Origin of the sequence: Paracoccus mutanolyticus (assembly GCF_003285265.1) — a bacterium.
Taxonomy (GTDB): Bacteria; Pseudomonadota; Alphaproteobacteria; order Rhodobacterales; family Rhodobacteraceae; genus Paracoccus; species Paracoccus yeei.
Genome location: NZ_CP030239.1, coordinates 1912028 through 1934083, shown reverse-complemented (window position 1 = coordinate 1934083; position 22056 = coordinate 1912028). Strand labels below are relative to the sequence as shown.

General features: G+C 68.3%; 17 protein-coding genes and 3 pseudogenes. 15 read left to right on the top strand and 5 right to left on the bottom strand.

Annotation, left to right across the window (positions count from 1 at the left end; translation table 11 throughout):
- From dnaJ to uvrC, 7 genes are all read left to right on the top strand, one after another.
- A complete protein-coding gene (gene dnaJ / locus DPM13_RS10485; RefSeq protein WP_028721183.1) occupies window positions 1-1158 on the top strand; it encodes a molecular chaperone DnaJ in 1158 nt (385 codons plus the stop codon).
- A gap of 49 nt (window positions 1159-1207) precedes the next feature.
- On the top strand, window positions 1208-2002 hold the full coding sequence (gene radC, locus DPM13_RS10480; protein ID WP_112887979.1) for a RadC family protein: 795 nt from the start codon (window positions 1208-1210) through the stop codon (window positions 2000-2002).
- Window positions 2003-2264: 262 nt separating this feature from the next.
- On the top strand, window positions 2265-2837 hold the full coding sequence (gene petA / locus DPM13_RS10475) for a ubiquinol-cytochrome c reductase iron-sulfur subunit (RefSeq protein WP_028721185.1): 573 nt from the start codon (window positions 2265-2267) through the stop codon (window positions 2835-2837).
- Between the two features lie 10 nt (window positions 2838-2847).
- Window positions 2848-4170, top strand: coding sequence for a cytochrome b (petB, locus tag DPM13_RS10470; RefSeq protein WP_112887978.1), 1323 nt, complete (start codon window positions 2848-2850; stop codon window positions 4168-4170).
- Window positions 4171-4181: 11 nt separating this feature from the next.
- Window positions 4182-6749 (top strand): PfkB family carbohydrate kinase, encoded by a 2568-nt coding sequence (locus tag DPM13_RS26025; RefSeq protein WP_317616298.1) that lies wholly within the window; start codon window positions 4182-4184, stop codon window positions 6747-6749.
- Window positions 6750-6786: 37 nt separating this feature from the next.
- Window positions 6787-7596: a S49 family peptidase gene (locus tag DPM13_RS10455; protein ID WP_112887977.1), complete on the top strand. Its 810-nt coding sequence runs from the start codon at window positions 6787-6789 to the stop codon at window positions 7594-7596.
- A 414-nt stretch (window positions 7597-8010) separates the two neighbouring features.
- Entirely contained in the window at window positions 8011-9879 is a 1869-nt protein-coding gene (uvrC, locus tag DPM13_RS10450; RefSeq protein ID WP_112887976.1) for an excinuclease ABC subunit UvrC, read from the top strand.
- Between the two features lie 30 nt (window positions 9880-9909).
- Here the strand turns inward: uvrC and DPM13_RS10445 are convergent.
- Window positions 9910-10585, bottom strand: a pseudogene (locus tag DPM13_RS10445) (ZinT family metal-binding protein).
- Window positions 10586-10707: 122 nt separating this feature from the next.
- Between DPM13_RS10445 and pgsA the strand changes: the two are divergent.
- From pgsA to DPM13_RS10425, 4 genes and pseudogenes are all read left to right on the top strand, one after another.
- Window positions 10708-11337 (top strand): CDP-diacylglycerol--glycerol-3-phosphate 3-phosphatidyltransferase, encoded by a 630-nt coding sequence (gene pgsA, locus DPM13_RS10440; protein WP_028721192.1) that lies wholly within the window; start codon window positions 10708-10710, stop codon window positions 11335-11337.
- Window positions 11327-11578 carry a molybdopterin converting factor subunit 1 gene (gene moaD / locus DPM13_RS10435; protein ID WP_028721193.1) on the top strand — a complete coding sequence of 84 codons (252 nt, stop codon included), beginning with the start codon at window positions 11327-11329 and terminating at the stop codon, window positions 11576-11578. Before pgsA ends, moaD begins: the two co-directional genes overlap by 11 nt.
- Window positions 11579-11581: 3 nt before the next feature.
- Window positions 11582-12016 carry a molybdenum cofactor biosynthesis protein MoaE gene (locus DPM13_RS10430; RefSeq protein ID WP_028721194.1) on the top strand — a complete coding sequence of 145 codons (435 nt, stop codon included), beginning with the start codon at window positions 11582-11584 and terminating at the stop codon, window positions 12014-12016.
- A 74-nt stretch (window positions 12017-12090) separates the two neighbouring features.
- Window positions 12091-13044, top strand: a pseudogene (locus DPM13_RS10425) (acetyl-CoA carboxylase carboxyltransferase subunit alpha).
- Between the two features lie 163 nt (window positions 13045-13207).
- Here the strand turns inward: DPM13_RS10425 and DPM13_RS10420 are convergent.
- Entirely contained in the window at window positions 13208-14476 is a 1269-nt protein-coding gene (locus DPM13_RS10420) for a 4-aminobutyrate--2-oxoglutarate transaminase (protein ID WP_112887975.1), read from the bottom strand.
- 117 nt (window positions 14477-14593) lie between these two features.
- Between DPM13_RS10420 and DPM13_RS10415 the strand changes: the two genes are divergently transcribed.
- Window positions 14594-15313 carry a rhomboid family intramembrane serine protease gene (locus DPM13_RS10415; RefSeq protein WP_112888753.1) on the top strand — a complete coding sequence of 240 codons (720 nt, stop codon included), beginning with the start codon at window positions 14594-14596 and terminating at the stop codon, window positions 15311-15313.
- On the opposite strand, the gene mnmD is transcribed toward DPM13_RS10415, so the two are convergent.
- Window positions 15287-15964, bottom strand: a complete 678-nt coding sequence (gene mnmD / locus DPM13_RS10410; protein WP_112887974.1) for a tRNA (5-methylaminomethyl-2-thiouridine)(34)-methyltransferase MnmD — start codon at window positions 15962-15964, stop codon at window positions 15287-15289. The two genes, DPM13_RS10415 and mnmD, sit on opposite strands and share 27 nt — an antisense overlap.
- A gap of 46 nt (window positions 15965-16010) precedes the next feature.
- Between mnmD and DPM13_RS10405 the strand changes: the two genes are divergently transcribed.
- A complete protein-coding gene (locus DPM13_RS10405) occupies window positions 16011-17039 on the top strand; it encodes an NAD(P)/FAD-dependent oxidoreductase (RefSeq protein WP_112887973.1) in 1029 nt (342 codons plus the stop codon).
- Here DPM13_RS10405 and DPM13_RS10400 read toward each other — a convergent pair.
- Window positions 17023-17523, bottom strand: a complete 501-nt coding sequence (locus DPM13_RS10400; RefSeq protein WP_112887972.1) for an NnrU family protein — start codon at window positions 17521-17523, stop codon at window positions 17023-17025. The genes DPM13_RS10405 and DPM13_RS10400 overlap by 17 nt on opposite strands.
- A 93-nt stretch (window positions 17524-17616) precedes the next feature.
- Between DPM13_RS10400 and DPM13_RS10395 the strand changes: the two genes are divergently transcribed.
- Together DPM13_RS10395 and DPM13_RS10390 are read left to right on the top strand one after the other, a co-directional pair.
- Window positions 17617-18180 (top strand): DUF4202 domain-containing protein, encoded by a 564-nt coding sequence (locus DPM13_RS10395; RefSeq protein WP_112887971.1) that lies wholly within the window; start codon window positions 17617-17619, stop codon window positions 18178-18180.
- Window positions 18173-18862, top strand: coding sequence for a CbiX/SirB N-terminal domain-containing protein (locus tag DPM13_RS10390; RefSeq protein WP_223251945.1), 690 nt, complete (start codon window positions 18173-18175; stop codon window positions 18860-18862). The genes DPM13_RS10395 and DPM13_RS10390 overlap by 8 nt, the downstream gene beginning before the upstream one ends.
- 45 nt (window positions 18863-18907) lie before the next feature.
- Here DPM13_RS10390 and DPM13_RS10385 read toward each other — a convergent pair.
- Window positions 18908-21999: pseudogene (locus tag DPM13_RS10385) on the bottom strand (valine--tRNA ligase).
- Window positions 22000-22056: the final 57 nt, after the last annotated feature.

The window sequence follows — 22056 nt, the reverse complement described above, 5'->3', positions numbered from 1 at the left end:
ATGGCGAAACGTGACTACTACGAAGTTCTGGGTGTGACTCGGGGCGCCTCGGCCGACGAGATCAAGAAGGCCTACCGCGCCAAGGCAAAGCAGCTTCACCCCGACCGGAACAAGGACTGCAAGGTGTCCGAGGCGGCGTTCAAGGAAGTGAACGAAGCCTATGATTGTCTCAAGGACGATCAGAAGAAGGCGGCCTACGACCGCTTCGGCCACGCGGCCTTCGAAAACGGCGGCGGCTTCGGCACCCGCGGCGGCCAGGCCCATCCCGATTTCGGCTCGGCCTTTGCCGATGTCTTCGAGGACCTGTTCGGCGACATGATGGGGCGCCGCCAGGGCGGCGGCAGCCGGTCGCGCGCAAGCCGCGGCCAGGATCTGCGCTATAACCTGCGGGTGACGCTGGAAGAGGCCTTCACCGGCGCGCAAAAGGCGATCACCGTGCCCGGCTCGGTCGCCTGCGCCGCCTGCGAGGGCACCGGCGCCGAGGGCGCGGTCGAGCCCGCGACCTGCCCGACCTGCTCCGGCATGGGCAAGGTTCGCGCCAGCCAAGGTTTCTTCACCGTCGAGCGCACCTGTCCGACCTGCAACGGCCAGGGCCAGATCGTCAAGAATCCCTGCCGGGAATGCCATGGCGCCGGCCGCGTCGAAAAGGAACGCACGCTGTCGGTCAACATCCCCGCCGGGGTGGAGACCGGAACCCGCATCCGTCTGGCCGGCGAGGGTGATGCCGGCATGCGCGGCGGACCTGCGGGCGACCTTTACATTTTCATCGAGGTCAAGGACCACGCCATCTTCATGCGCGACGGCAAGATGCTGGCCTGCCAGGTGCCGGTCAGCATGGTCACCGCGGCCCTGGGCGGCGAGATCGAGGTGCCGACCATCGACGGCGGCCGCTCGCGCGTCAAGATCCCGCCTGGCACCCAGTCGGGCCGCCAGTTGCGGCTGCGGGGCAAGGGCATGCCGCCCCTGCGCCACGGCCCCGGCATGAACGGCGAATCGGGCGACATGCTGATCGAGCTGTCGGTGGAAACCCCGGTGAACCTGACCGCCCGGCAGCGCGAGCTGCTGCGCGAGTTCGAGGGGATCAAGGCCGACAACAGTCCGGAAACCCAAGGTTTTTTCCAAAAGATCAAGGGGTTCTGGGACGAGATGAAGGGCTGACAGGCGCGCGTTAACCGCCCGTTTACCCTTGCCGTGGCAGCATCGCGGCATGGACCCGAATCGCTCATTTCAGGAAGCGCCGCTTCCACTTTTTCCCAGCCCCGGCCCAGGAACCGCGGCGGATGAGGTGCCGCAGGCCGGGGGTGCGCCCCTGGCCCGCGGCGCCCGGCTGCCCAGCTATATCTCGGACCACCGTGCCCGGCTGCGCGACCGTTTCATGCAGGGCGGCGCGGGCGCGATGCCCGATTACGAACTGCTGGAACTGGTCCTCTTCCGCGCCATCCCGCGCCAGGACGTCAAACCCCTGGCGCGGCGGCTGATCGACCGCTTCGGGGACTTCAACCGGGTGCTCTCGGCCCCCGTCCTCCGGCTGGCCGAGGTGCCGGGGGTGGGGCCCGCCGTGGTCCAGGAACTCAAGATCGTCGAGGCGGCGGCGCAGCGCCTGGCGCGGTCGCGCGTGATGCACCGGCCGGTGCTGACCAGCTGGGACGCGCTGCTGGACTACTGCCACACCGCCATGGCGCATCGCGAGATCGAGGAGTTCCGGGTGCTGTACCTCGACCGCAAGAACGTGCTGATCGCGGACGAGGAGCAGGCCCGCGGCACCGTCGACCACGTCCCGGTCTATCCGCGCGAAATCATGCGCCGCGCGCTGGAGCTGACGGCCAGCGCCCTGATTCTGGTCCACAACCATCCGTCGGGCGATCCCACGCCCTCGCAGGCGGACATCACCATGACGAACCGCATCGTCGCCGCGGCCGAGGTCATGGGGATGACGGTGCACGACCATCTCATCATCGGCAAGGCGCGCGAACTGAGCTTTCGGGCCGAGGGGCTGCTGTGATCCGTCCGGCCTGCGTCCTGTCCCGGCCGGCACTCCGGGACAAGCTTCGGGCGGCCGTGACTTATGCCGTGCGAGGTCGGCGGCATGGCGGCGCGCAGCCAAAATCCCACACCTGCGCTGATTTGCTGCAGGCCGCGGCCGGGGCCAATCTGGACTGACAAGATTTTGATCGCTACAACCTCTGCCAAGGGGGGGGAAGTGCGCATGCACGGCCCACTCCGTCATATCGCCCGGAGACGGGCGCGTTAATGGAGATGAACCCGTGTCCCACGCAGACGACCACGTAGGCGACCACGGCACCACCCGGAGGGATTTCCTCTATTTCGCGACGGCCGGCGCCGGCACGATCGCAGCGGGTGCCGCAGCCTGGACCCTTGTCAACCAGATGAACCCTTCGGCCGACGTGCAGGCGCTCTCCTCGATCCAGGTCGATGTCAGCGGGATCGAGACGGGAACCCAGCTGACGGTGAAATGGCTGGGCAAGCCCGTGTTCATCCGCCGCCGGACCCCGGAAGAAATCGAGGCCGGCCGCCAGGTCCAGCTGAACGAGCTGATCGACCAGAACGCGGAAAACGCCAACAAGCCGGACGAATCCGCCCTGGACCAGAACCGCACGCTGGACGAGAACGGCGAATGGCTGGTGATGCTGGGGGTCTGCACGCACCTGGGTTGCGTTCCCATCGGCGACGGCGCAGGCGATTTCGGCGGCTGGTTCTGCCCCTGCCACGGCTCGCACTACGACACTGCCGGCCGCATCCGCAAAGGCCCGGCTCCGCAGAACCTGCACATTCCCGTCGCCGCTTTCGTGAACGACACCACCATCCAGCTGGGCTGAGGAGCGCAAGATGGCCGGAATTCCCCACGACCATTACGAACCCAAGACCGCGCCCGAGCGCTGGCTGCACCGCCGCCTGCCGGTCCTTGGCCTGATCTACGACACGATCATGATCCCCACCCCCAAGAACCTGAACTGGTGGTGGATCTGGGGCATCGTGCTGGCCTTTTGCCTGGTCATGCAGATCGCGACCGGCGTGGTGCTGGTCATGCACTACACTCCCCATATGGACCTGGCCTTCGCCAGCGTCGAACACATCATGCGCGACGTGAACGGCGGCTACATGCTGCGCTATCTGCATGCGAACGGCGCCTCGCTGTTCTTCCTGGCGGTCTATATCCACATCTTCCGCGGCCTCTACTACGGCTCCTACAAGGCCCCGCGCGAAGTGACCTGGATCGTCGGCATGCTGATCTATCTGTGCATGATGGGCACCGCCTTCATGGGCTATGTGCTGCCCTGGGGACAGATGTCCTTCTGGGGCGCGACCGTCATCACCGGCCTCTTCGGCGCCATTCCGGGCATCGGGGAATCGATCCAGACCTGGCTGCTGGGCGGCCCGGCGGTCGACAACGCCACGCTGAACCGCTTCTTCTCGCTGCACTATCTGCTGCCCTTCGTGATCGCGGCGCTGGTGATCGTGCATATCTGGTCCTTCCACACCACCGGCAACAACAACCCCACCGGGGTCGAGGTGCGCCGCAGCTCGAAGGCCGAGGCGCAAAAGGACACGCTGCCCTTCTGGCCCTATTTCGTGGTCAAGGACCTGGTGGGCCTGGCCATCGTCCTGGTCATCTTCTTCGCCGTCGTCGGCTTCATGCCGAACTATCTGGGCCACCCCGACAACTATATCGAGGCGAACCCGCTGGCCACGCCGGCCCATATCGTGCCGGAATGGTATTTCCTGCCCTTCTACGCGATCCTGCGCGCCTTCACCGCCGATGTCTGGGTGGTGATGCTGGTCAACTGGCTGTCCTTCGGCATCATCGACGCCAAGTTCTTCGGCGTGCTGGCGATGTTCGGCGCCATCCTGGTGCTGGCGCTGGTGCCTTGGCTTGACACCTCGCGGGTGCGCTCGGGCCGGTTCCGGCCGCTGTTCAAGTGGTGGTACTGGCTGCTGGCGGTGGATTTCGTCGTGCTGATGTGGGTCGGGGCCATGCCCGCCGAGGGGATATATCCCTATATCGCCCTGTTCGGCTCGGCCTACTGGTTCGCCTATTTCCTGGTGATCCTGCCGATCCTCGGCGTCATCGAAAAGCCCGAGCCGATGCCCTCGACCATCGAGGAAGACTTCAACGCCCATTACGGCGCGAACACCCATCCGGCCGAGTAAGGAGAGGCAACATGACGCTGAGAAACGCACCGCTCGCGGCTGTTGCGGCCCTGACCCTTGCGCTGTCGGGCGCCGCCCTGGCGCAAGACGGGACCGCAACGGACCAGGCGACCCCCGCGTCCCCGGCCCCGGCCGGGACGCCAGCGCCCCAGCCCGGGGCGGGCGGCACCGCCGGGACCTCCACGACATCCGAGGCACCCGCCGCGCCGGGTCAGACCGGCACCGGCGCCAACCAGAGCGGCACGACCGGCGCCGAGGCGCCGACCGACACGCCGACGAATGCCGCCGAGGCTCCGCTGACCGCCGAGCCGCAGACGGACGAACCGCAGGCCGCCGAACCGCAGTCCACGGAACCCCAGACCGCCAAGCCGGCTGCCGAGCCCACCGCCCCCGAGGGCGAGGCGGCAACCGCCGCCGAGAACGCGGCTCCGCTGCCCGAGGCGGGGGCGTCGGAAACCGCCTCGCAACCTGCACCGGACAGCGCGGGTGAAACCCCCGCGATGGACGAGGACCAGGCTCCGGCAGCCGACGCGCCCGCCGCCGCTGCGCCCGAGGCTCCGGCGCCCGACGCTTCGGCCGAAACCGCTGGCGAGCAGCCTGCGGCCGCTGAAACCGCAGCCGAAGCGGCCACCGAACCCGCAGCGGGCGAAGCTGCGGGCCAGACCGGCACCGTGGTCGAAACCCCGGCGCCCGCCGCCGAATCCGCCGCCGACACGCCGGTCGAGAGCGGGGGTGAGCCCCCGGCAGAACCCCCCGCGCCGGGCGAGGCCGCGGGTGGCCATGCCGAGGCCGAGGGCGAAGCCGCCGGCGGCCATGCCGCGCCCCATATCGAGGACATCTCGTTCAGCTTCGAGGGGCCGTTCGGCAGGTTCGATCAGTTCCAGCTGCAGCGCGGGTTGCAGGTCTATACCGAGGTCTGTTCGGCCTGCCACGGGCTGCGCTATGTGCCGCTGCGCACGCTGGGCGACCCCGGCGGCCCCGGCCTGCCCGAGGATCAGGTCCGCGCCTATGCGGCCAACCTGACCATCATGGACGCCGAAACCGGAGAGGAGCGTCCGCGCACGCCGACCGACCATTTCCCGACCGTTTCGGGCGAGGGCATGGGCCCGGACCTGTCGCTGATGGCCAAGGGGCGCGCCGGCTTCCATGGGCCTTACGGCTCGGGCCTGTCGCAGCTGTTCCGGGGCATCGGCGGGCCGGAGTACATCCATGCGATCCTCGCGGGCTACAACGGCGAGGAAAAGGAAGAGGCGGGCAGCACCTTCTATCACAACGCCGCCTTCTCGACCGGCTGGATCAAGATGCCGCCGCCGCTGTCCGACGGCCAGGTCACCTATGAGGACGGGACCGAGGCGAGTGTGGACCAGATGGCCCGCGACGTCGCAGCCTTCCTGATGTGGACGGCCGAGCCGAAGATGATGGACCGCAAGCAGGTGGGCTTCGTCTCGGTCATCTTCCTGATCGTGCTGGCCTCGCTGCTGTATCTGACCAACAGAAGCTGTGGTGGCGGATCAAGCACGGCACCCGCAAGCCCGAATAGGACAGTCCCGACTCAAGGAAAGCGCGCCCCCCTTCGGGGCGCGTTTTTCGTTTGGCGGCGGGACATCGCGCATTTTCCGGCGCGCGCCCGCTGGACAAGGAGGCCGCCTGCCGCTTGGATGCGTCCCAAGGGGCGGGAGCGCGCAATGACCATCTACAACCTCGGTTCGATCAACATCGACCATGTCTATCGGCTGGCCGAACTGCCCCGCGCGGGCGAGACGATCCATGCGCTGGACCACGCCCTGGGCCTGGGCGGCAAGGGCGCCAACCAGTCGGTCGCGGCCGCCCGCGCCGGCGCCAGGGTGGTGCACCTGGGGGCGACCGGACCCGCCGACGACTGGGTGCACGACCGGCTTGCCATGGCCGGGGTCGAGACCGGGGCCATCGCCCGCCTGCCCGACCATGTCACCGGCCATGCCATCATCCTGATCGACCGGACGGCCGAGAACTGCATCGTCGTCCATGGCGGCGCGAACGTGGCCCTGCCGCCCGAGGTGCTGGCGCGCGGCCTGTCCGGCATCGGCCCGGGCGATATCCTGCTGGCGCAGAACGAAACCAGCCTGCAACCCCAGGCAGCGGCGCAGGCCCGGGCCGCCGGCGCCCGCGTGATCTATTCCGCCGCCCCCTTCGATCTGGCGGCGCTGCGCCTGGTCCTGCCCCATGTCTCGATTCTGGCGGTGAACGCGGGCGAAGCGCGCCAGACCTTTGCCGCCCTGGGCGAGGACCTGCCGATCGAGGGCCTGCTGATCACCAAAGGCGCCGAAGGGGCCGAATACCGCGACATGGCGACCGGCAGCGTGCTGCGCCAGCCGGCCTTTGCGGTCAAGGCGGTGGATACGACCGGCGCGGGCGACTGCTTTGCCGGCTGGTTCGCCGCCGGGCTTGACCGGGGCGAGGATGCGGCGACCGCGCTGCGCCATGCGGCGGCGGCGTCGGCGATCCAGGTCACGCGACCGGGCGCGGGCGACGCCATGCCCGACCGGGCCGAGGTCATGGCGTTTCTGGCCGCGCAGGCCCAAGCGAAAGACGGCGCATGAACTTGCCGAACGCCCGTTCCATGCCTATCTGACAGCCATGAAAATCCCCTTCCTGAACCGTCTTCTGAACCCTGCGCCGCATGTCGCCGTGATCCGGCTGCAGGGCGTGATCGGCATGGCCTCGCGCGGGGGCGGCATGACGGATGCCGGCCTGGCCCCGGTGCTGGAACGCGCCTTCAAGCGCAAGAAACCCGTCGCCGTGGCGCTGGCGGTCAATTCGCCCGGCGGCTCGCCGGTGCAGTCCAGCCTGATCGGCGCCTGCATCCGCCGCCTGTCCGAGGAACGCAAGGTTCCCGTCCACGCCTTTGTCGAGGACATGGCGGCCTCGGGCGGCTACTGGCTGGCCTCCAGCGCGGATCATGTCTGGGCGGACGAAAGCTCGGTCCTGGGCTCGATCGGGGTGATTTCGGCGGGCTTCGGCTTTCACGAGTTGATCGAGCGCTGGGGCATCCAGCGCCGCGTCCACACCGCCGGCCGGTCCAAGTCCATGCTGGACCCATTCCGCCCCGAAACCCCCGAGGATGTCGAGCGGCTGAACCGTCTGCTGCTCCCGATCCACGAAGCGTTCAAGGATCACGTCCGCGCGCGGCGCGGCACCCGGCTGGCCGCCGACCGCGACCTGTTCACCGGCGAGATCTGGACCGGGCGCGAGGCGGTGGAGCTGGGCCTGGCGGATGGCATCGCCCATCTGGTGCCCCGGATGCGCGCGCTTTACGGCGACACGGTCCGCTTCCTGCCCTATGGCCAGCGCGTACCGCTGCTGCGCCGCTTTGGCCTGTCGGCGGGCGACGTGATGGACAGCCTTGAGGAACGCGCGGCCTTTGCGCGATTCGGGACTGGCGCATGATCAAGACCGTCCTGCTGTGCCTGCTGATCCTCATCGCCCTGGCGCTGGCAGCGGGGCCCGGCGTGCGCCGGCTGATCGCCCGCCTGCTGGGCATCCGCTGGAAATGACGGTGGCGCCCGCATGGTCCGGGCGCCCCTACTTGTCCACCTGCGGGACAGCTGTCGTAATTTCTTTACGATTCCTCCAACGGATTCAGCACATTGTTGCCAGAATGAAAAATATCATTGAAAATCAACGTGCTGATTTCCTGCCTAAAATTTACGCAGGCCAAGCAAACCCCAACAAATGCTCGCTCGCGCCATGCTGGTCCCACGGAGACTCACAGACTTATCCCCAGATTCCGTGGACAGGATTCCGCTTGAATTCCGCACCCGGACCTTGCAGCGCGGACCCAGAATCATTTCCTGAACGACCATGACCGATTCCACCCCAGAAAAGCCCCCCAAGACAGGCCAGGCGCTGATCCAGGACTATCTGAAGACGCTCGACGGCTCGCCGGGGGTCTATCGGATGCTGGATGCGCAGGGGGCCGTGCTTTACGTCGGCAAGGCCCGCAATCTGCGGGCGCGCGTCTCGAACTATGCGCGCGGCAGCGGCCATTCGGGGCGCATCGCGCGGATGATCCGCGAAACCGCCTCGATGATGTTTCTGACCACGCGCACGGAAACCGAGGCGCTGCTGCTGGAACAGAACCTCATCAAGCAACTGAAGCCCCGCTACAACGTGCTGTTGCGCGACGACAAGTCCTTCCCGAACATCCTGGTCGCCAAGTCGCACCCCTTTGCCCAGATCAAGAAGCATCGCGGCGCCAAGTCGGAAAAGGGCGACTACTACGGCCCCTTCGCCAGCGCGGGTGCGGTGAACCGGACGCTGAACCAGTTGCAGCGGGTGTTCCTGCTGCGCAGCTGCACCGATGCGACATTCAGCAGTCGCACCCGGCCCTGCCTGCTTTACCAGATCAAGCGGTGCAGCGCGCCCTGCGTCGGCCGCATCGAACAGTCCGATTACAACGCCCTGGTGCTGGATGCCGAACGCTTCCTGCAAGGCAAGTCCACCGCCGTGCAGGCCAACCTGGCGCGCGAGATGGCCGAGGCGGCCGAGGCGATGGAATACGAACGCGCCGCGGCGCTGCGCGACCGCATCAAGGCGCTGACCGCCGTGCAGTCGGTCCAGGCGATCAACCCGCGCGGCGTCCCCGAGGCCGACGTGATCGCGCTGCATATGGAGGGGGGGCAGGCCTGCGTGCAGGTCTTCTTCATCCGCGGCAATCAAAGCTGGGGCAACCGCGACTTCTACCCCAAGCTCAACGGCGTCGAATCCGCCGATGAGGTGATGCAGGCGTTCCTGGCGCAGTTCTACGACGGCAAGGTGCCGCCCCGGCTGATCCTGCTGTCGCATGGCATCGAGGACCCGGACCTGATGGCCGAGATCCTGACCCAGAAGGCCGGGCGCAAGGTGGCCGTGGGCGTGCCCCAGCGCGGCGAAAAGGCCGAACTGGTGGAGAACGCCCTGCGCAATGCTCGCGAAAGCCTGGCCCGCCGCATGTCGGAAAGCGCGGCGCAGCAACGGCTGCTGGAGGGTCTGGCCGAGGCTTTCGACCTGCCCGCCGTGCCGCAGCGGATCGAGGTCTATGACAACAGCCACATCCAGGGCACCAATGCCGTCGGCGGGATGGTCGTCGCTGGCCCCGAGGGCTGGATCAAGAGCCAATACCGCAAGTTCAACATCAAGGGCACCGAGATCACCCCGGGCGACGACTTCGGCATGATGAAGGAGGTGCTGACCCGCCGCTTCGCCCGCCTGCTGAAGGAAGACCCCGACCGCCAGACCGATGCCTGGCCCGATCTTCTGCTGATCGACGGCGGCGCGGGCCAGGTCAGCGCGGTGCACCAGATCATGGCCGAGATGGGGGTCGAGGACATCCCCATGGTCGGCGTCGCCAAGGGCGAGGACCGCGACCACGGGAAAGAAGAATTCCACCGTTTCGGCGCCCGCCCCTTCGCGCTGCGCATGAACGACCCGGTGCTGTATTTCATCCAGCGCCTGCGCGACGAGGCGCACCGCTGGGCCATCGGCACGCATCGCGCCAAGCGCGCCAAGGCCGTGATGGCGAACCCGCTGGACGAGATCGCGGGCGTCGGCGCCGCGCGCAAGCGCGCGCTGCTTCAGCATTTCGGCAGCGCCAAGGCGGTCAGCCGCGCGGGCCTGGCCGATCTGGTCGCAGTCGAGGGGATCAACGAATCCCTGGCGCAGAAGATCGTCGATCACTTCCACAAGGGTTAGGGGGCGAGTGCCCCCTTTCCCGTCCCGGCCCTAATGGGCCATCATCTCGTCGACGATCTGCTCGGCGCTCAGCGCATTCGGGTAATAGGTCGGCCAGTTCGTGACCTCCTCCAGCAGGGCCTTGCGGTCATCGCCCCAGTACAGGTGGTAGTGGTCGGATTTGGCCGGCGCGATCCTGTGGTCGCTGAACTGGATATAGCCGGGCGCCGCCTCGTCCCCCGACACCTTCCTGAAGACATAGCGCACGCCGCGGTTGCCCTTGGCATAGGTCAGGACCGTGCCCGTCGGCGGCATAGGTTCCGCGCGCCACCGTGTCGCCGCTGATGAAGGTGACAGTGTCGCCCGCGATCTCGATCCGGTCCACGTCGGTCTTGTAGCCGGTTTCGTAATAGGCGCGATACGCCTCGGCCGTCTTGTCGCCGTGTTCGGCCTTGTGGGCCATCACCGGATCCAGGCTGCCGTCCTGCAGCAGCGGATAGACCGACTTCCAGTCGCCCTGCCAGTCCGACAGGGGGCGGTCCTGGACCTGGGTATCCTCGAAATACCCCTTGTAGATGCGCTCATCGCCATGATTGTGGCTGTGGCCATGCGCATGGCTGTGCTCATGGTCATGGTTGTGGCCCGTGCCCTGTGCCAGCGCGCCCCCCGCCAGCAGCGCCAAGCCAAGCGTCACTGCGCCGATCCGGCCGATCATCCCGTTCCGCATTCGTCCGTCATCCCTCGTTTGCCAAGTTTGGTGATGTTATTACATTTCAAACACACCCCATGCAACCCCTTGCCGTCCGCGCCCCCTTTCCCCGGCCCGCACAAGCGCCTAGATTGAGCGTCATGCGCTGGACCTTGCCCAACCTTCTGACCGTTCTGCGACTTCTGGCCGCGCCGCTGGTGCCGCTGATGTTCCTGTTCCTCAGCCGGCCCTTTGCCGATTTCGCGGCCCTTGTCCTGTTCCTTGTCGCCGCGATCACCGACTGGTTCGACGGCTATCTGGCACGGGCCTGGGGCCAGGAAAGCCGCTTTGGCGCGGCGATGGACCCGATCGCCGACAAGGCCATGGTCATCATCGCCGTGGTGGTGATCACCGGCTATTCCGGCATGAACCCCTGGCTGATCCTGCCCGCCACCGTGATCCTGTTCCGCGAGGTCTTCGTGTCGGGCCTGCGCGAATTCCTGGGTGCCAATGCCAAGCTGCTGAAGGTCACCCGGCTTGCCAAATGGAAGACGACCGCGCAGATGGTCGCCATCTCGGTCCTGTTCCTGGGCACCGGCCTGAACTATTACGAGGTCGGCCATCCGCCCCTGGTGGGCGAAACCAGCCTGCCCTGGTCCGACAGCTGGTCGGATCTCGCGACCCAGATCGGCCTGGCGCTGATCTGGATGGCGGCGGTGCTGACCGCCATCACGGGCTGGGACTATTTCGACAAGGCCCGCCCCTTCCTGAGGGATCCCGATGCGGCTTGACGTGCTTTACTTCGCCTGGCTGCGCGAACGCATCGGCCAGCCGCGCGAGACGGTCGAGACCGAGGCCGCCACCGTGCGCGCCCTGGTGGCCCAACTGGCGGCCATGGACGACTGGCACGCGGCGGCGCTTTCGGACCTGAGCGCGGTGCGCGTGGCGCTGGACCAGGAACTGGCCGACCTCGACGCCCCCTTGGCCGGCGTGCGCGAGGTGGCGTTCTTTCCGCCCATGACCGGGGGCTAGGCGATGTCCGCGCGGGTTCAGGCCGAGGCCTTCGACCTGGGGGCCGAGATCGCGGGCTTCGGCCGGGATGCCGGGGCCGTCGTCACCTTCTCCGGCCTGGTCCGGTCCGAGGACGGGCGCCTTGTCGCGCTGGAGATCGAGCATTACCCCGGCATGACCGAAAAGGCCCTGCAATCCTATGGCGAGGAAGCCGCCCGCCGCTTCGGCCTGACCGACTGGCGGATCGTGCACCGCCACGGCCGGATCGCGGTGGGGGAGCCGATCATGATGGTCGCGACCGCCGCCCGGCACCGGCAGGCGGCATTCCAGGGTGCCGAATACCTGATGGACTGGCTGAAATCCCGCGCCCCGTTCTGGAAGCGCGAAATCGGCCCGGACGGCCCCGGCCAATGGGTCGAGGCGCGCGATGCCGACGAAGGCGCCCTGTCGCGCTGGTGAGCGGCACGTTGCAATCCGCCCCGTCCGCAAGCATATAATCGCCAACCCGACAGGATGACAGCGCGGAGCCTCGCATGACCTACCTCGAGTTCGAAAAGCCCCTTGCCGACCTGGAGGGCAAGGCCGAGGAACTGCGCGCACTGGCCCGCAAGGGCGAAGGCGTCGATCTTGAGAAAGAGGCCGCGGCACTCGACCGCAAGGCCGAGGACATGCTGCGCGATCTCTACAAGTCGCTTGATCCCTGGCGCAAGACGCTGGTCGCGCGCCACCCCGAACGCCCGCATTGCAAGGATTACGTCGAAGCCCTGTTCACCGAATACACGCCCCTGGCCGGCGACCGCGCCTTCGGCGAGGATCACGCCGTGATGGGCGGCCTCGCGCGGTTTCGCGACGCGCCCTGCGTCGTCATCGGTCACGAAAAGGGCAACGACACCCGGACCCGGCTGGAACACAATTTCGGCATGGCCCGACCCGAGGGCTATCGCAAGGCGATCCGGCTGATGGACCTGGCCGACCGCTTTCGGCTGCCGGTCATCACCCTGGTCGACACGCCCGGCGCCTATCCCGGCAAGGGCGCCGAGGAACGCGGCCAGCCGAGGCGATTGCGCGGGCGACCGAGAAATGCCTGCGGATCGGCGTGCCGCTGGTCTCGGTCATCATCGGCGAGGGCGGCTCGGGCGGCGCCGTCGCCTTCGCCACCGCCAGCCGCATCGCCATGCTGGAGCACTCGATCTATTCGGTGATCTCGCCCGAGGGCTGCGCCTCGATCCTGTGGAAGGATGCCGAGAAGATGCGCGATGTTTGGCCATGCGCTGAAACTGACCCAGGACCTGAAGAAGCTGGACGTCATCGACCGCATCATTCCCGAACCGATGGGCGGCGCCCAGCGTGCGCCCGCCGAAACCATCGCCGCCGTGGGCGACGCGATTGCCGAGATGCTGGCCGAGCTCGACGGCATGAAGCCCGCCGACATCGTCCGCGACCGGCGGCAGAAGTTCCTGGCCATGGGCTCGAAGGCCCTGGCCTGACCGCCGGCGGCTGGCGCCGCATGCTCTTTCGGGTGCCGGCCTTAGCTGCGGGCGCGCGCCTCGACATCGGACAGCGCCCGGCGCAGAAGTTCCTGGCCATGGGCTCGAAGGCCTGACCGGCACTTCCGCTGGTCGGGCGACTGATCCTTTTCGGGTGCCGGCCTTAGCTGCGGGCGGCGCGGATCGAATCCTCCAGAATGTCCAGCGCCTCGTCGAAGACCGCCTCGGGGATGGTCAGCGGCGCGAGGAAGCGGATGACATTGCCGTGGACGCCGCAGGTCAGCAGGATCAGGTTGCGCCCGAGCGCCTCCTCGCGGACGCGGTTCGTCATTTCGGGGTTGGGCTTGTCGGATCCTGCGATGTTGAATTCGACCGCGTTCATGAAGCCGGGGCCGCGGATGTCCACGATTTCCGGTACATCATGGGCGATCCCGGCCAGGCGCTGCTTCAGCCGCTGGCCCAGGCGGGTCGCGCGGGCGCAAAGGTCCTCCTCGGCAATCACGTCGAGGACGGCATGGGCGGCCGCCACGGCCAGCGGATTGCCGGCATAGGTACCGCCGAGGCCCCCCGGGGCGGGGCTGTCCATCACCTCGGCCCGACCGGTCACGGCGCTGATCGGCAGCCCGCCGCCCAGGCCCTTGGCCATGGTGGTCAGGTCGGCCGCGACGCCGTGATGCTCCATCGCGAACAGCCGGCCGGTGCGGGCAAAGCCGGTCTGCACCTCGTCGGCGATCAGCAGCATGGAATACTGGTCGCAGATCTCGCGCAGACGCTGCATGAAGCCGGGCGGGACCTCATAGAAGCCGCCCTCGCCCTGCACCGGCTCGACGACGATGGCGGCGACGCGGGCCGGGTCGATGTCGGACTTGAACAGCCGGTCCAGCGCCGCCAAGGCATCCTGCTGGCTGGTGCCGTGCAGTTCGACCGGAAAGGGCAGGTGCCAGATGTCGTTCATCATCGGCCCGAAGCCCGCCTTGTAGGGCTGGACCTTGCCGGTCAGCGACATGCCCAGATAGGTGCGGCCGTGAAACCCGCCCGAGAAGGCCACCACCCCGGCCCGGCCCGTGTGATGCCGCGCGATCTTGACGGCGTTTTCCACCGCCTCGGCCCCGGTGGTGTAGAACGCGGTCTTCTTGGGCCAGTCGCCCGGCACCGCCGCGTTCAGCCGCTCGGCCAGGGCGACATAGCTTTCATAGGGCACGACCTGGTGGCAGGTGTGGGTAAAGCGGTCCAGCTGGTCCCTGACCGCCTGCACCACGCGCGGGTGGCGGTGGCCGGTGTTGACCACGGCGATGCCGGCGGCGAAATCGATATAGCGGTTGCCCTCGGCATCCCAGATCTCGGCATTCTCGGCGCGCTCGGCATAGATCTGCGTCGTCATGCCCACCCCGCGCGAGATGGCGGCGTTCTTGCGGTCGGTCAGGCTGGTCATCGGCCCTCTCCCTGCTGCGATTCAGGGCGATGCTATACGCCCGGCCGGGCCGCGAACAGGGGCCGCTTGCGCCCCGCCGCCGGCTCTGCCACGCTGGCCCGGCCAAGGAAGGCCCCCATGTTTCCGATCCGAGACCACAATCCCTCGACCCGCACGCCCCATGTCAGGAACCTGCTGATCCTGCTCAACATCGCGATGTTCCTGCTGACCGAGCCCTGGGGCGGCGGCGCCATCGGGCTGTGGGACAGGCTGGCGCTGTATCCGGTCGCCATCATGCACGAACAATGGCTGTGGGGGTTGGTCACGCACATGTTCCTGCATGCCGGGCTGCTGCATCTGGGCGGCAACATGCTGTTCCTGTGGGTGTTCGGCGACAATCTCGAGGACCAGATGGGCCCCCTGGGCTTTCTGGCCTTTTACCTGGCCTGCGGGCTGGCGGCCGCGGCGGGGCAGATCGCGGCCGACCCGGACAGCGGGATTCCCATGGTCGGCGCCTCGGGCGCCATCGCGGGGGTGATGGGGGGGTATCTGCTGCTGTTTCCCCGCGCCCGGATCGACGTGATCGCCATCATCATCGTCTTCATCAAGCGCTTCACCCTGCCCGCCTGGGTGGTGCTGATGCTGTGGTTCGGGATCCAGCTGTTCTCGGGCTATGCGATGCTGGACGACGGCGTGGCCTATGTCGCCCATATCGGCGGCTTCCTGGCCGGAGGCGTGCTGGCGCTGCCGCTGTTCATCCGGCGGGGCGGGCCGCGCTTCTGGCAGGCGACGCATGGCCGCCCGCCGCATCGCGCGGCGGATTACGCGCCCTCACGCATCCCGGTCGTGCGGCGCTAGGACGCCCCGGCTCATGTGCCGCTTGCCGGCAAAGCCCGGCGCCCGGCTGACGGCGAAGCCCGCCGCCGCCAGCGCCCGCCGGACGTGCCCCGCCGCCGTATAGCTGGCGAAGGTGCCCCCCGGCGCGGTATGGCGCGCGACCTGGTCCATCAGCGCCTCACCCCAAAGCTCGGGGTTCTTTGCCGGAGAGAAGCCGTCCAGGAACCAGGCATCCGCCCGCCCCGGCCAGGCCGGCAGGGTGTCCCGCGCATCGCCCTCGACGATGCGGGCCTCGACCGTGCCGACCGTGAACCGGCGCTCGGCCCAGCCGGCGCGCAGCTCGGCCGCCAGAACCGCCAGCTCGGGAAAGGCGGCATGGGCGCGCGTCAGCTCGGCCAGGCTCATCGGATAGGCCTCGAAGCTGGTGAAGCGGACGGGCGCCGTCGCCACCTGCGCCAGCGCCAGCAGGTTCAGCCCGGTGCCGAACCCCAGCTCCGCCACATGAAACCCCGGCCGCAGCCGCGCCGGCAAGCCGTTTCCGGCCAGAAAGACGTGGCGGGTTTCCGCAAGCCCGCCGTTCAGGCTGAAATACGGGTCGTCGAACCGGCGAGAGACTGGGATCGCCCCCTCGCGCCAGTCCAGGTCTGCGCCGCTCTGGTCCGCATCGTGCATTCGCGCTAACTCCGGTTTCGGCGGCAGATGCGGCGAAAGGAAGCGGATGGCAAGCGAAATCACCCCGACAGTCACGGTGGCGGGCGCGGGCATCTTTGGCCTTGCCTGCGCCTGGGAACTGCTGCGCCGCGGCCAGCCGGCGCGCGTGGTCGAAGCGGCCCGGATCGGCGCCGGGGCTTCGGGCGGTCATGTCGGCGCGCTGGCCCCCCATGCGCCGGAAAACTGGAACGCCAAGAAGCAGGTCCAGCTTGAGGCGCTGATCGGCGCCGAGGCCTGGTGGGCCGAGGTGGCCCAGGCTGGCGGCGTGGACCCCGGCTATGCCCGCACCGGCCGCATCCAGCCCGTCGCCCCGGGAACCGAGGCGCGCATGGCCGAACGTATCGCCGCCGCTCGCTCCCATTGGCCCGGCTGGGCGGCGATGGCCTTGACCGACAGCCCCGATGCGGCGCTGGTCCCGGTGTCGGACAGCGGCCTGTGGCTGGTCGACCGGCTGACCGCGCGGATCAGCCCGCGCCGCGCCTGCGCCGCGCTGGTCGCAGCCATCCGGGCGCGGGGCGGCATCATCGAGGAAGGTTCGACCACACAAGGCCCCGCCATCTGGGCCACCGGCTGGGCCGGGCTCGCGCCTTTCGGTGGCGGCGGCGTCAAGGGCCAGTCGGCGCTGCTGGGCTTCGCCGCCCCCGAGGCGCCGCAGGTCTTTGCCGACGGCATCCATATCGTGCCGCATGGCGACGGGACGGTGGCGGTCGGCTCGACCTCGGAGCGCGACGTGACCGACCTTGGCACCGACGCCCAGCTAGATGCGCTGATCGCCAAGGCCCGCGCGCTGTGCCCGGCCCTGGCCGATGCCCCGGTCGTGGACCGCTGGGCCGGCATCCGCCCCCGCGCGAAATCCCGTGCGCCCATCGTCGGGCCGTGGCCGGACCGGCCGGGGCATTACGTCGCCAATGGCGGCTTCAAGATCGGCCTGGCGATGGCACCGGCCTGCGCGGGGATGCTGGCCGACCTGATCCTTGAGGGGCGCGACACCATCCCCGAAGGGTTCAGGGTGCCCGATCCTAGGGCTGGGGGCTGACCCCGATCACCCAGGGATGCAGGTGGAACAGCGCCGCCCAGACCAGCAGCGCCAGCGCCCCCCGCCGCCAGGACAGCCGCCAGCGGAAGCGTGTGACCTTCAGCCCGAACAGCGCGTAACTCAGCAGCAGGCCAAAGAAGATCGCATGCGCCAGATCGCCGTTAGCGACCAGATGCGCCCCGGCCCAGACCGCGAACCCCGCCATCAGCCCGCGCATGCCGCCGGCGACGGCCAGCAGGATCGCCAGCGGCATCGCCAGATTGACCAGCCAGCGCATCCAGGGCAGCTGCGGCCAGACCTCGACAAAGGGCGCGCTTCCCGCGGCCAGGATCAGCCAGTACAGCAGCGCCAGCGACAGCAGGCTGTAGCCCGCGACATTGCCGCCGCACCGAATCGCGCGATCCAGCGGCCCGCGCAGCCGGGCCGGAATGACGTGCGATGCCAGAAAGGCCGCCAGCGCCAGGGTGAATTCTGCCCATTCCATGGTCCCGCTTCTAGGCCGCCGCCCGCCGCCGGGCAATCGGATTGACCCCGCGCCCGGCTGCGGCATGATGGCGCAAAAGCCAAAGGGACCCCCATGAGCCGCCTTCAGACCGCCTTCGACGCCATCGACAGGGCCAATGCCGCCGATCCGCACCTGGACGAAACCGGCCAGCCCAAGGAACTGCTCTATGGCCAGCGCATGACGGCCGAGCAGCAGGCGCTTTACCCCGACGCCTCGGAGCCGCTGCAAATCGCCTGCCGCGGGCAGCATGTCGAACGCTGGCTGCTGCCGCGCGACGCCTATCCGATGGACCGGCCCGGCTATCTGGCCTGGCGCACCGAACAGGGCCGCCGCCATGCCGCCCGCGTGGCCGGGATCATGCGCGAGGCGGGCTATGACGACGAACAGATCGCCCAGGCCGAAAGGATGCTGACGAAACAGGGCATCAAGCGCGACGCGCAGGTGCAGGCGCTTGAGGATGTGGCCTGCTTCACCTTCATCCGCTGGTATCTCGGCCCCTTCGCCGAAACCCGCGACCCCCAGGAGTTGCACCGGATCGTGGAAAAGACCGCGCGCAAGATGTCGTCCCAGGCGCGGATGATCGCGCTGAAGGAATTCGACATCCCCGAACCCTTCGCCCAGGCCTTCCGTGGCTGAGCCCCTGCCCGACGCGCTGATCGTCGCCCATGGCCAGCCGGGCGATCCCGGCCCCCAGCAACGGGCGGCCGAGGCGCTGGCCGCCCGCGTCCAGGTCCCGCGCGACCGCCGGGGCGCGACGCTGGCCATCGCCGGGGCGCTGGACATCGCCCGCGACGAGACGCTGATCTATCCGCTGTTCATGGCGCAGGGCTGGTTCACCCGCAGCGAACTGCCGCGCCGCCTGGCGCTGGCAGGCGCGGCCGGGGCCCGCATCCTGCCGCCCTTCGGCGCCGATCCCGGCCTGCCCGCGCTGTGCCGGCGCCTGCTGGACCAGGCCGCCGCCGCCGAAGGCTGGGCGCTTTCCGAAACCCACATCCTGCTGGCGGCCCATGGCTCGGGCCGCTCGCGCGCGCCGGCCGAGGCGGCGCAGGCCATGGCCCGCGACCTTGCGCCCCTGACCGTAACCTGCGGCTTCATCGAGGAAGCGCCCTTCATCGCGGATGCCGCCCGCCATCTGCCCGCACGGGCGATCTGCCTGCCCTTGTTCGCCACCCGGGCCGAGCATGTCACCGACGACCTGCCCGCCGCGCTGCAAGCCGCAGGGTTCCAGGGCATCACCCTGCCCCCGGTCGGCATGGCCGCCGAAGTCCCCGCCATGATCGCCGCAAGCATCAGGGCCGCCCTGTCCGAGCGGCCCTGATGTTCACCGTTTTCCAAATACCCATGCGGCCGCGCGGCGGGGCGGCTACATCGCCGCCAGTTGCGCCAGGGCCGCCCTGATCCGCGCCAGATCATCCTCCAGCGCCACAAGCTTCTCGCGGGTTTCCTCGATCACCTCGGGCTCGGCGTTCTCGACGAACTTCGGATTGCCCAGCCGGTTGCGCAGGCCCGCGGCGTCCTTTTCGGTCTTGGCGGCAGCCTTTTCCAGCCGCGCGGTCTCGGCCTTGACGTCGATCATCTCGCCCACCGGCAGGGCAAAGCTCGCCCCCAGCGCCGCGACCGAGATCATGCCCGGCCCCATCGCCCCCGCCTGCGGCGGATTGACCCGGGCCAGCCGCTCGATCAACGCGCCGTTTGCCTCCAGCGCCGCGCGCGCGGCCGCATCGGCCTCGGTCACGATCAGGTCGGGACGCGCGCCCGCCGGCACGCCGTCTGCGCCCGGGCCGAGCGGATGTTCTCGATCAGCGCAATCACCCAGTTCATCTGCCGGTCGGCCTCGGGGTCGATCAGTTCGGCGCCATAGCTTGGCCAGTCGCCATGCACCAGCAGCCTGGCCCGGTCGCCGGTCAGCGCCCAAAGCTCTTCGGTGACGAAGGGCATGATCGGGTGCAGCAGCGTATAGCACTGGTCCAGCACCCAGCCCATGGTGGCCCGCGTCTCGTCCGCGAACGCGCCGTCGAACAGCGGCTTCGAGAATTCCACGTACCAGTCGCAGACCTTGCCCCAGACAAAGGCGTAAAGCCCGGTCGCGGCGTCGTTGAAGCGGTAACTGGCCAGCGCCTCATCGGTCGCCATGCGGATGCGGGCGACCTCGCCGATGATCCAGCGGTTGACGACATGCCGGGGCTCGGGCCGGGCAACGCCGCCGCGCACGCCGTTCATCTCGGCAAAGCGGCTGGCGTTCCAGATCTTGGTGACGAAGTTGCGGTTCGCCTCGACATGCTTCGGGCCGAGCTTGGGATCGCGACCCATGGCGGCCATGCTGGTCAGCGTGAAGCGCAGCGCGTCGGCGCCGTATTCGTCGATCAGGGTCAGGGGGTCGATGACGTTGCCTTTCGACTTCGACATCTTGGCGCCCTTTTCGTCGCGCACCAGACCGTGGACATAGACCGTGCGGAACGGCACCTGCCCGACCACGGCCAGCTGCATCATCATCATCCGGGCGACCCAGAAGAAGATGATGTCGAACCCGGTGATCAGGGTCGAGGTCGGGAAATAGCGCCGCAGTTCCGGTGTGTCCTCGGGCCAGCCCAGCGTGCCGATGGGCCACAGCCCCGAGGAAAACCAGGTGTCCAGCACATCGGGATCGCGCCAGACCGGATAGACGAGCTTCGTCGGATCCTGCGTCAGGTTATAGTCGGCCAGCCCCTGCGCAAAGGCATCGACGGCCGCCTCGCGGTCCTCGACCTCGACCACCCGGGCGATTTCCAGGGGCTGGGGCAGTTCGGCCAGCGCATCGCGAAACTTCTCGGCCACGCTCTCGAAATTCGCGGCGCATTGCCGGATCTCGTCGCTATGGACCAGCCCCTCCTCGAGCAGCGCGAAGATCTCCACATCGTCCAGCGCGCCGTCGTGGTCGTCATCGACCTGGCCTTCCAGCCGCAGGTCCAAGCCGTACCAGACCGGGATCTGGTGGCCCCACCACAGCTGGCGGGAAATGGTCCAGGGCTCGATATTCTCCAGCCAGTGGAAATAGACCTTTTCGTGCTGTTCCGGCAGGATCTTCGTCGCGCCGGACCGCACCGCCTCCAGCGCCGGGCCGACGATCTTCGGCGTATCGACGAACCACTGGTCGGTCAGCATCGGCTCGATCACCACGCCGGAACGGTCGCCGAAGGGCTGCATGATCGGCTTGGCTTCGACCAGGGGCCGGCGCTCCAGATGCTCGGCGCCGGTTTCCCTGTCGATTTCCTTGTGCAGATAGGTGACGGCCAGCCCCTCGCCGGTGATCGCCTCGACCACGCGCTTGCGGGCCTCGTAGCGGTCCAGGCCGCGCAATTCCTCGGGCACCAGGTTGACCGCGGACACGTCGCCCACGTCCTCGCCCCGCGCCGCCCGCGTGGCGATCTCGGCGCTTTCCTCATAGCTCAGCCCGTCCGCGCGCATGGCGCCCTTGCCGTCCATCAGCGCATACAGCGGAATGCCGTTGCGCATCGCCACGGCATAGTCGTTGAAGTCATGCGCGCCGGTGATCTTGACCGCGCCCGAGCCGAAATGCGGGTCCGGGTATTCGTCGGTGATGATCGGGATCAGCCGGCGATGCTGTTTCGGCCCGACCGGGATTTCTACCAGCTTGCCGACGATGGGTGCATAGCGGGCGTCGTCAGGGTGGACCGCGACCGCGCCGTCGCCCAGCATGGTTTCCGGCCGCGTGGTGGCGATGCTGATATAGTCCCGCGTCTCGCGCAGGGTGACGTTGCCGTCGGCGTCGCGCTCGATGTATTCATAGGTCTCGCCGCCGGCCAGCGGGTATTTGAAATGCCACATATGGCCGGGCACTTCGCGGTTCTCGACCTCGAGATCGGAAATCGCGGTCTCGAAATGCGGGTCCCAGTTCACCAGCCGCTTGCCGCGATAGATCAGGCCCTTGTCGTACATGTCGACAAAGACCTTGATGACGGCGTCGTGGAAGTTGCCGCCCTCGCCTGCTGGCGCGCCCGGCGCGCCCGACATGGTGAAGGCGTTCCGCGACCAGTCGCAGCTGGCGCCCAGGCGCTTGAGCTGGCCAATGATGGTGTCGCCGGATTCCTGCTTCCAGGCCCAGACCTTCTGCAGGAAGGCCTCGCGCCCGATCTCGCGCCGGCCCGGCTCCTGCCGCTCGGCCATCCGGCGTTCGACGACCATCTGGGTGGCGATGCCGGCATGGTCCTGGCCGGGCTGCCACAGCGTGTCGAAACCGCGCATCCGGTGCCAGCGCACCAGGATGTCCTGAAGCGTGTTGTTCAGCGCGTGGCCGATGTGCAGGCTGCCGGTCACGTTCGGGGGCGGGATCACCACCGAGAAGCTGTCCGCCCCCGGTTTCGCATTGGCGCCGGCGGCAAAGGCGTTTTTCGCCGCCCATTCCCCGGCGATCCGCGCCTCGGCGGATTGCGCGTCGAAGTTCTTGTCCATGGCCATGTCGCTCACCCCTTGAATTGCGAAAGGGGATAGCGAAACCAAGGCCAAAGGCCAAGA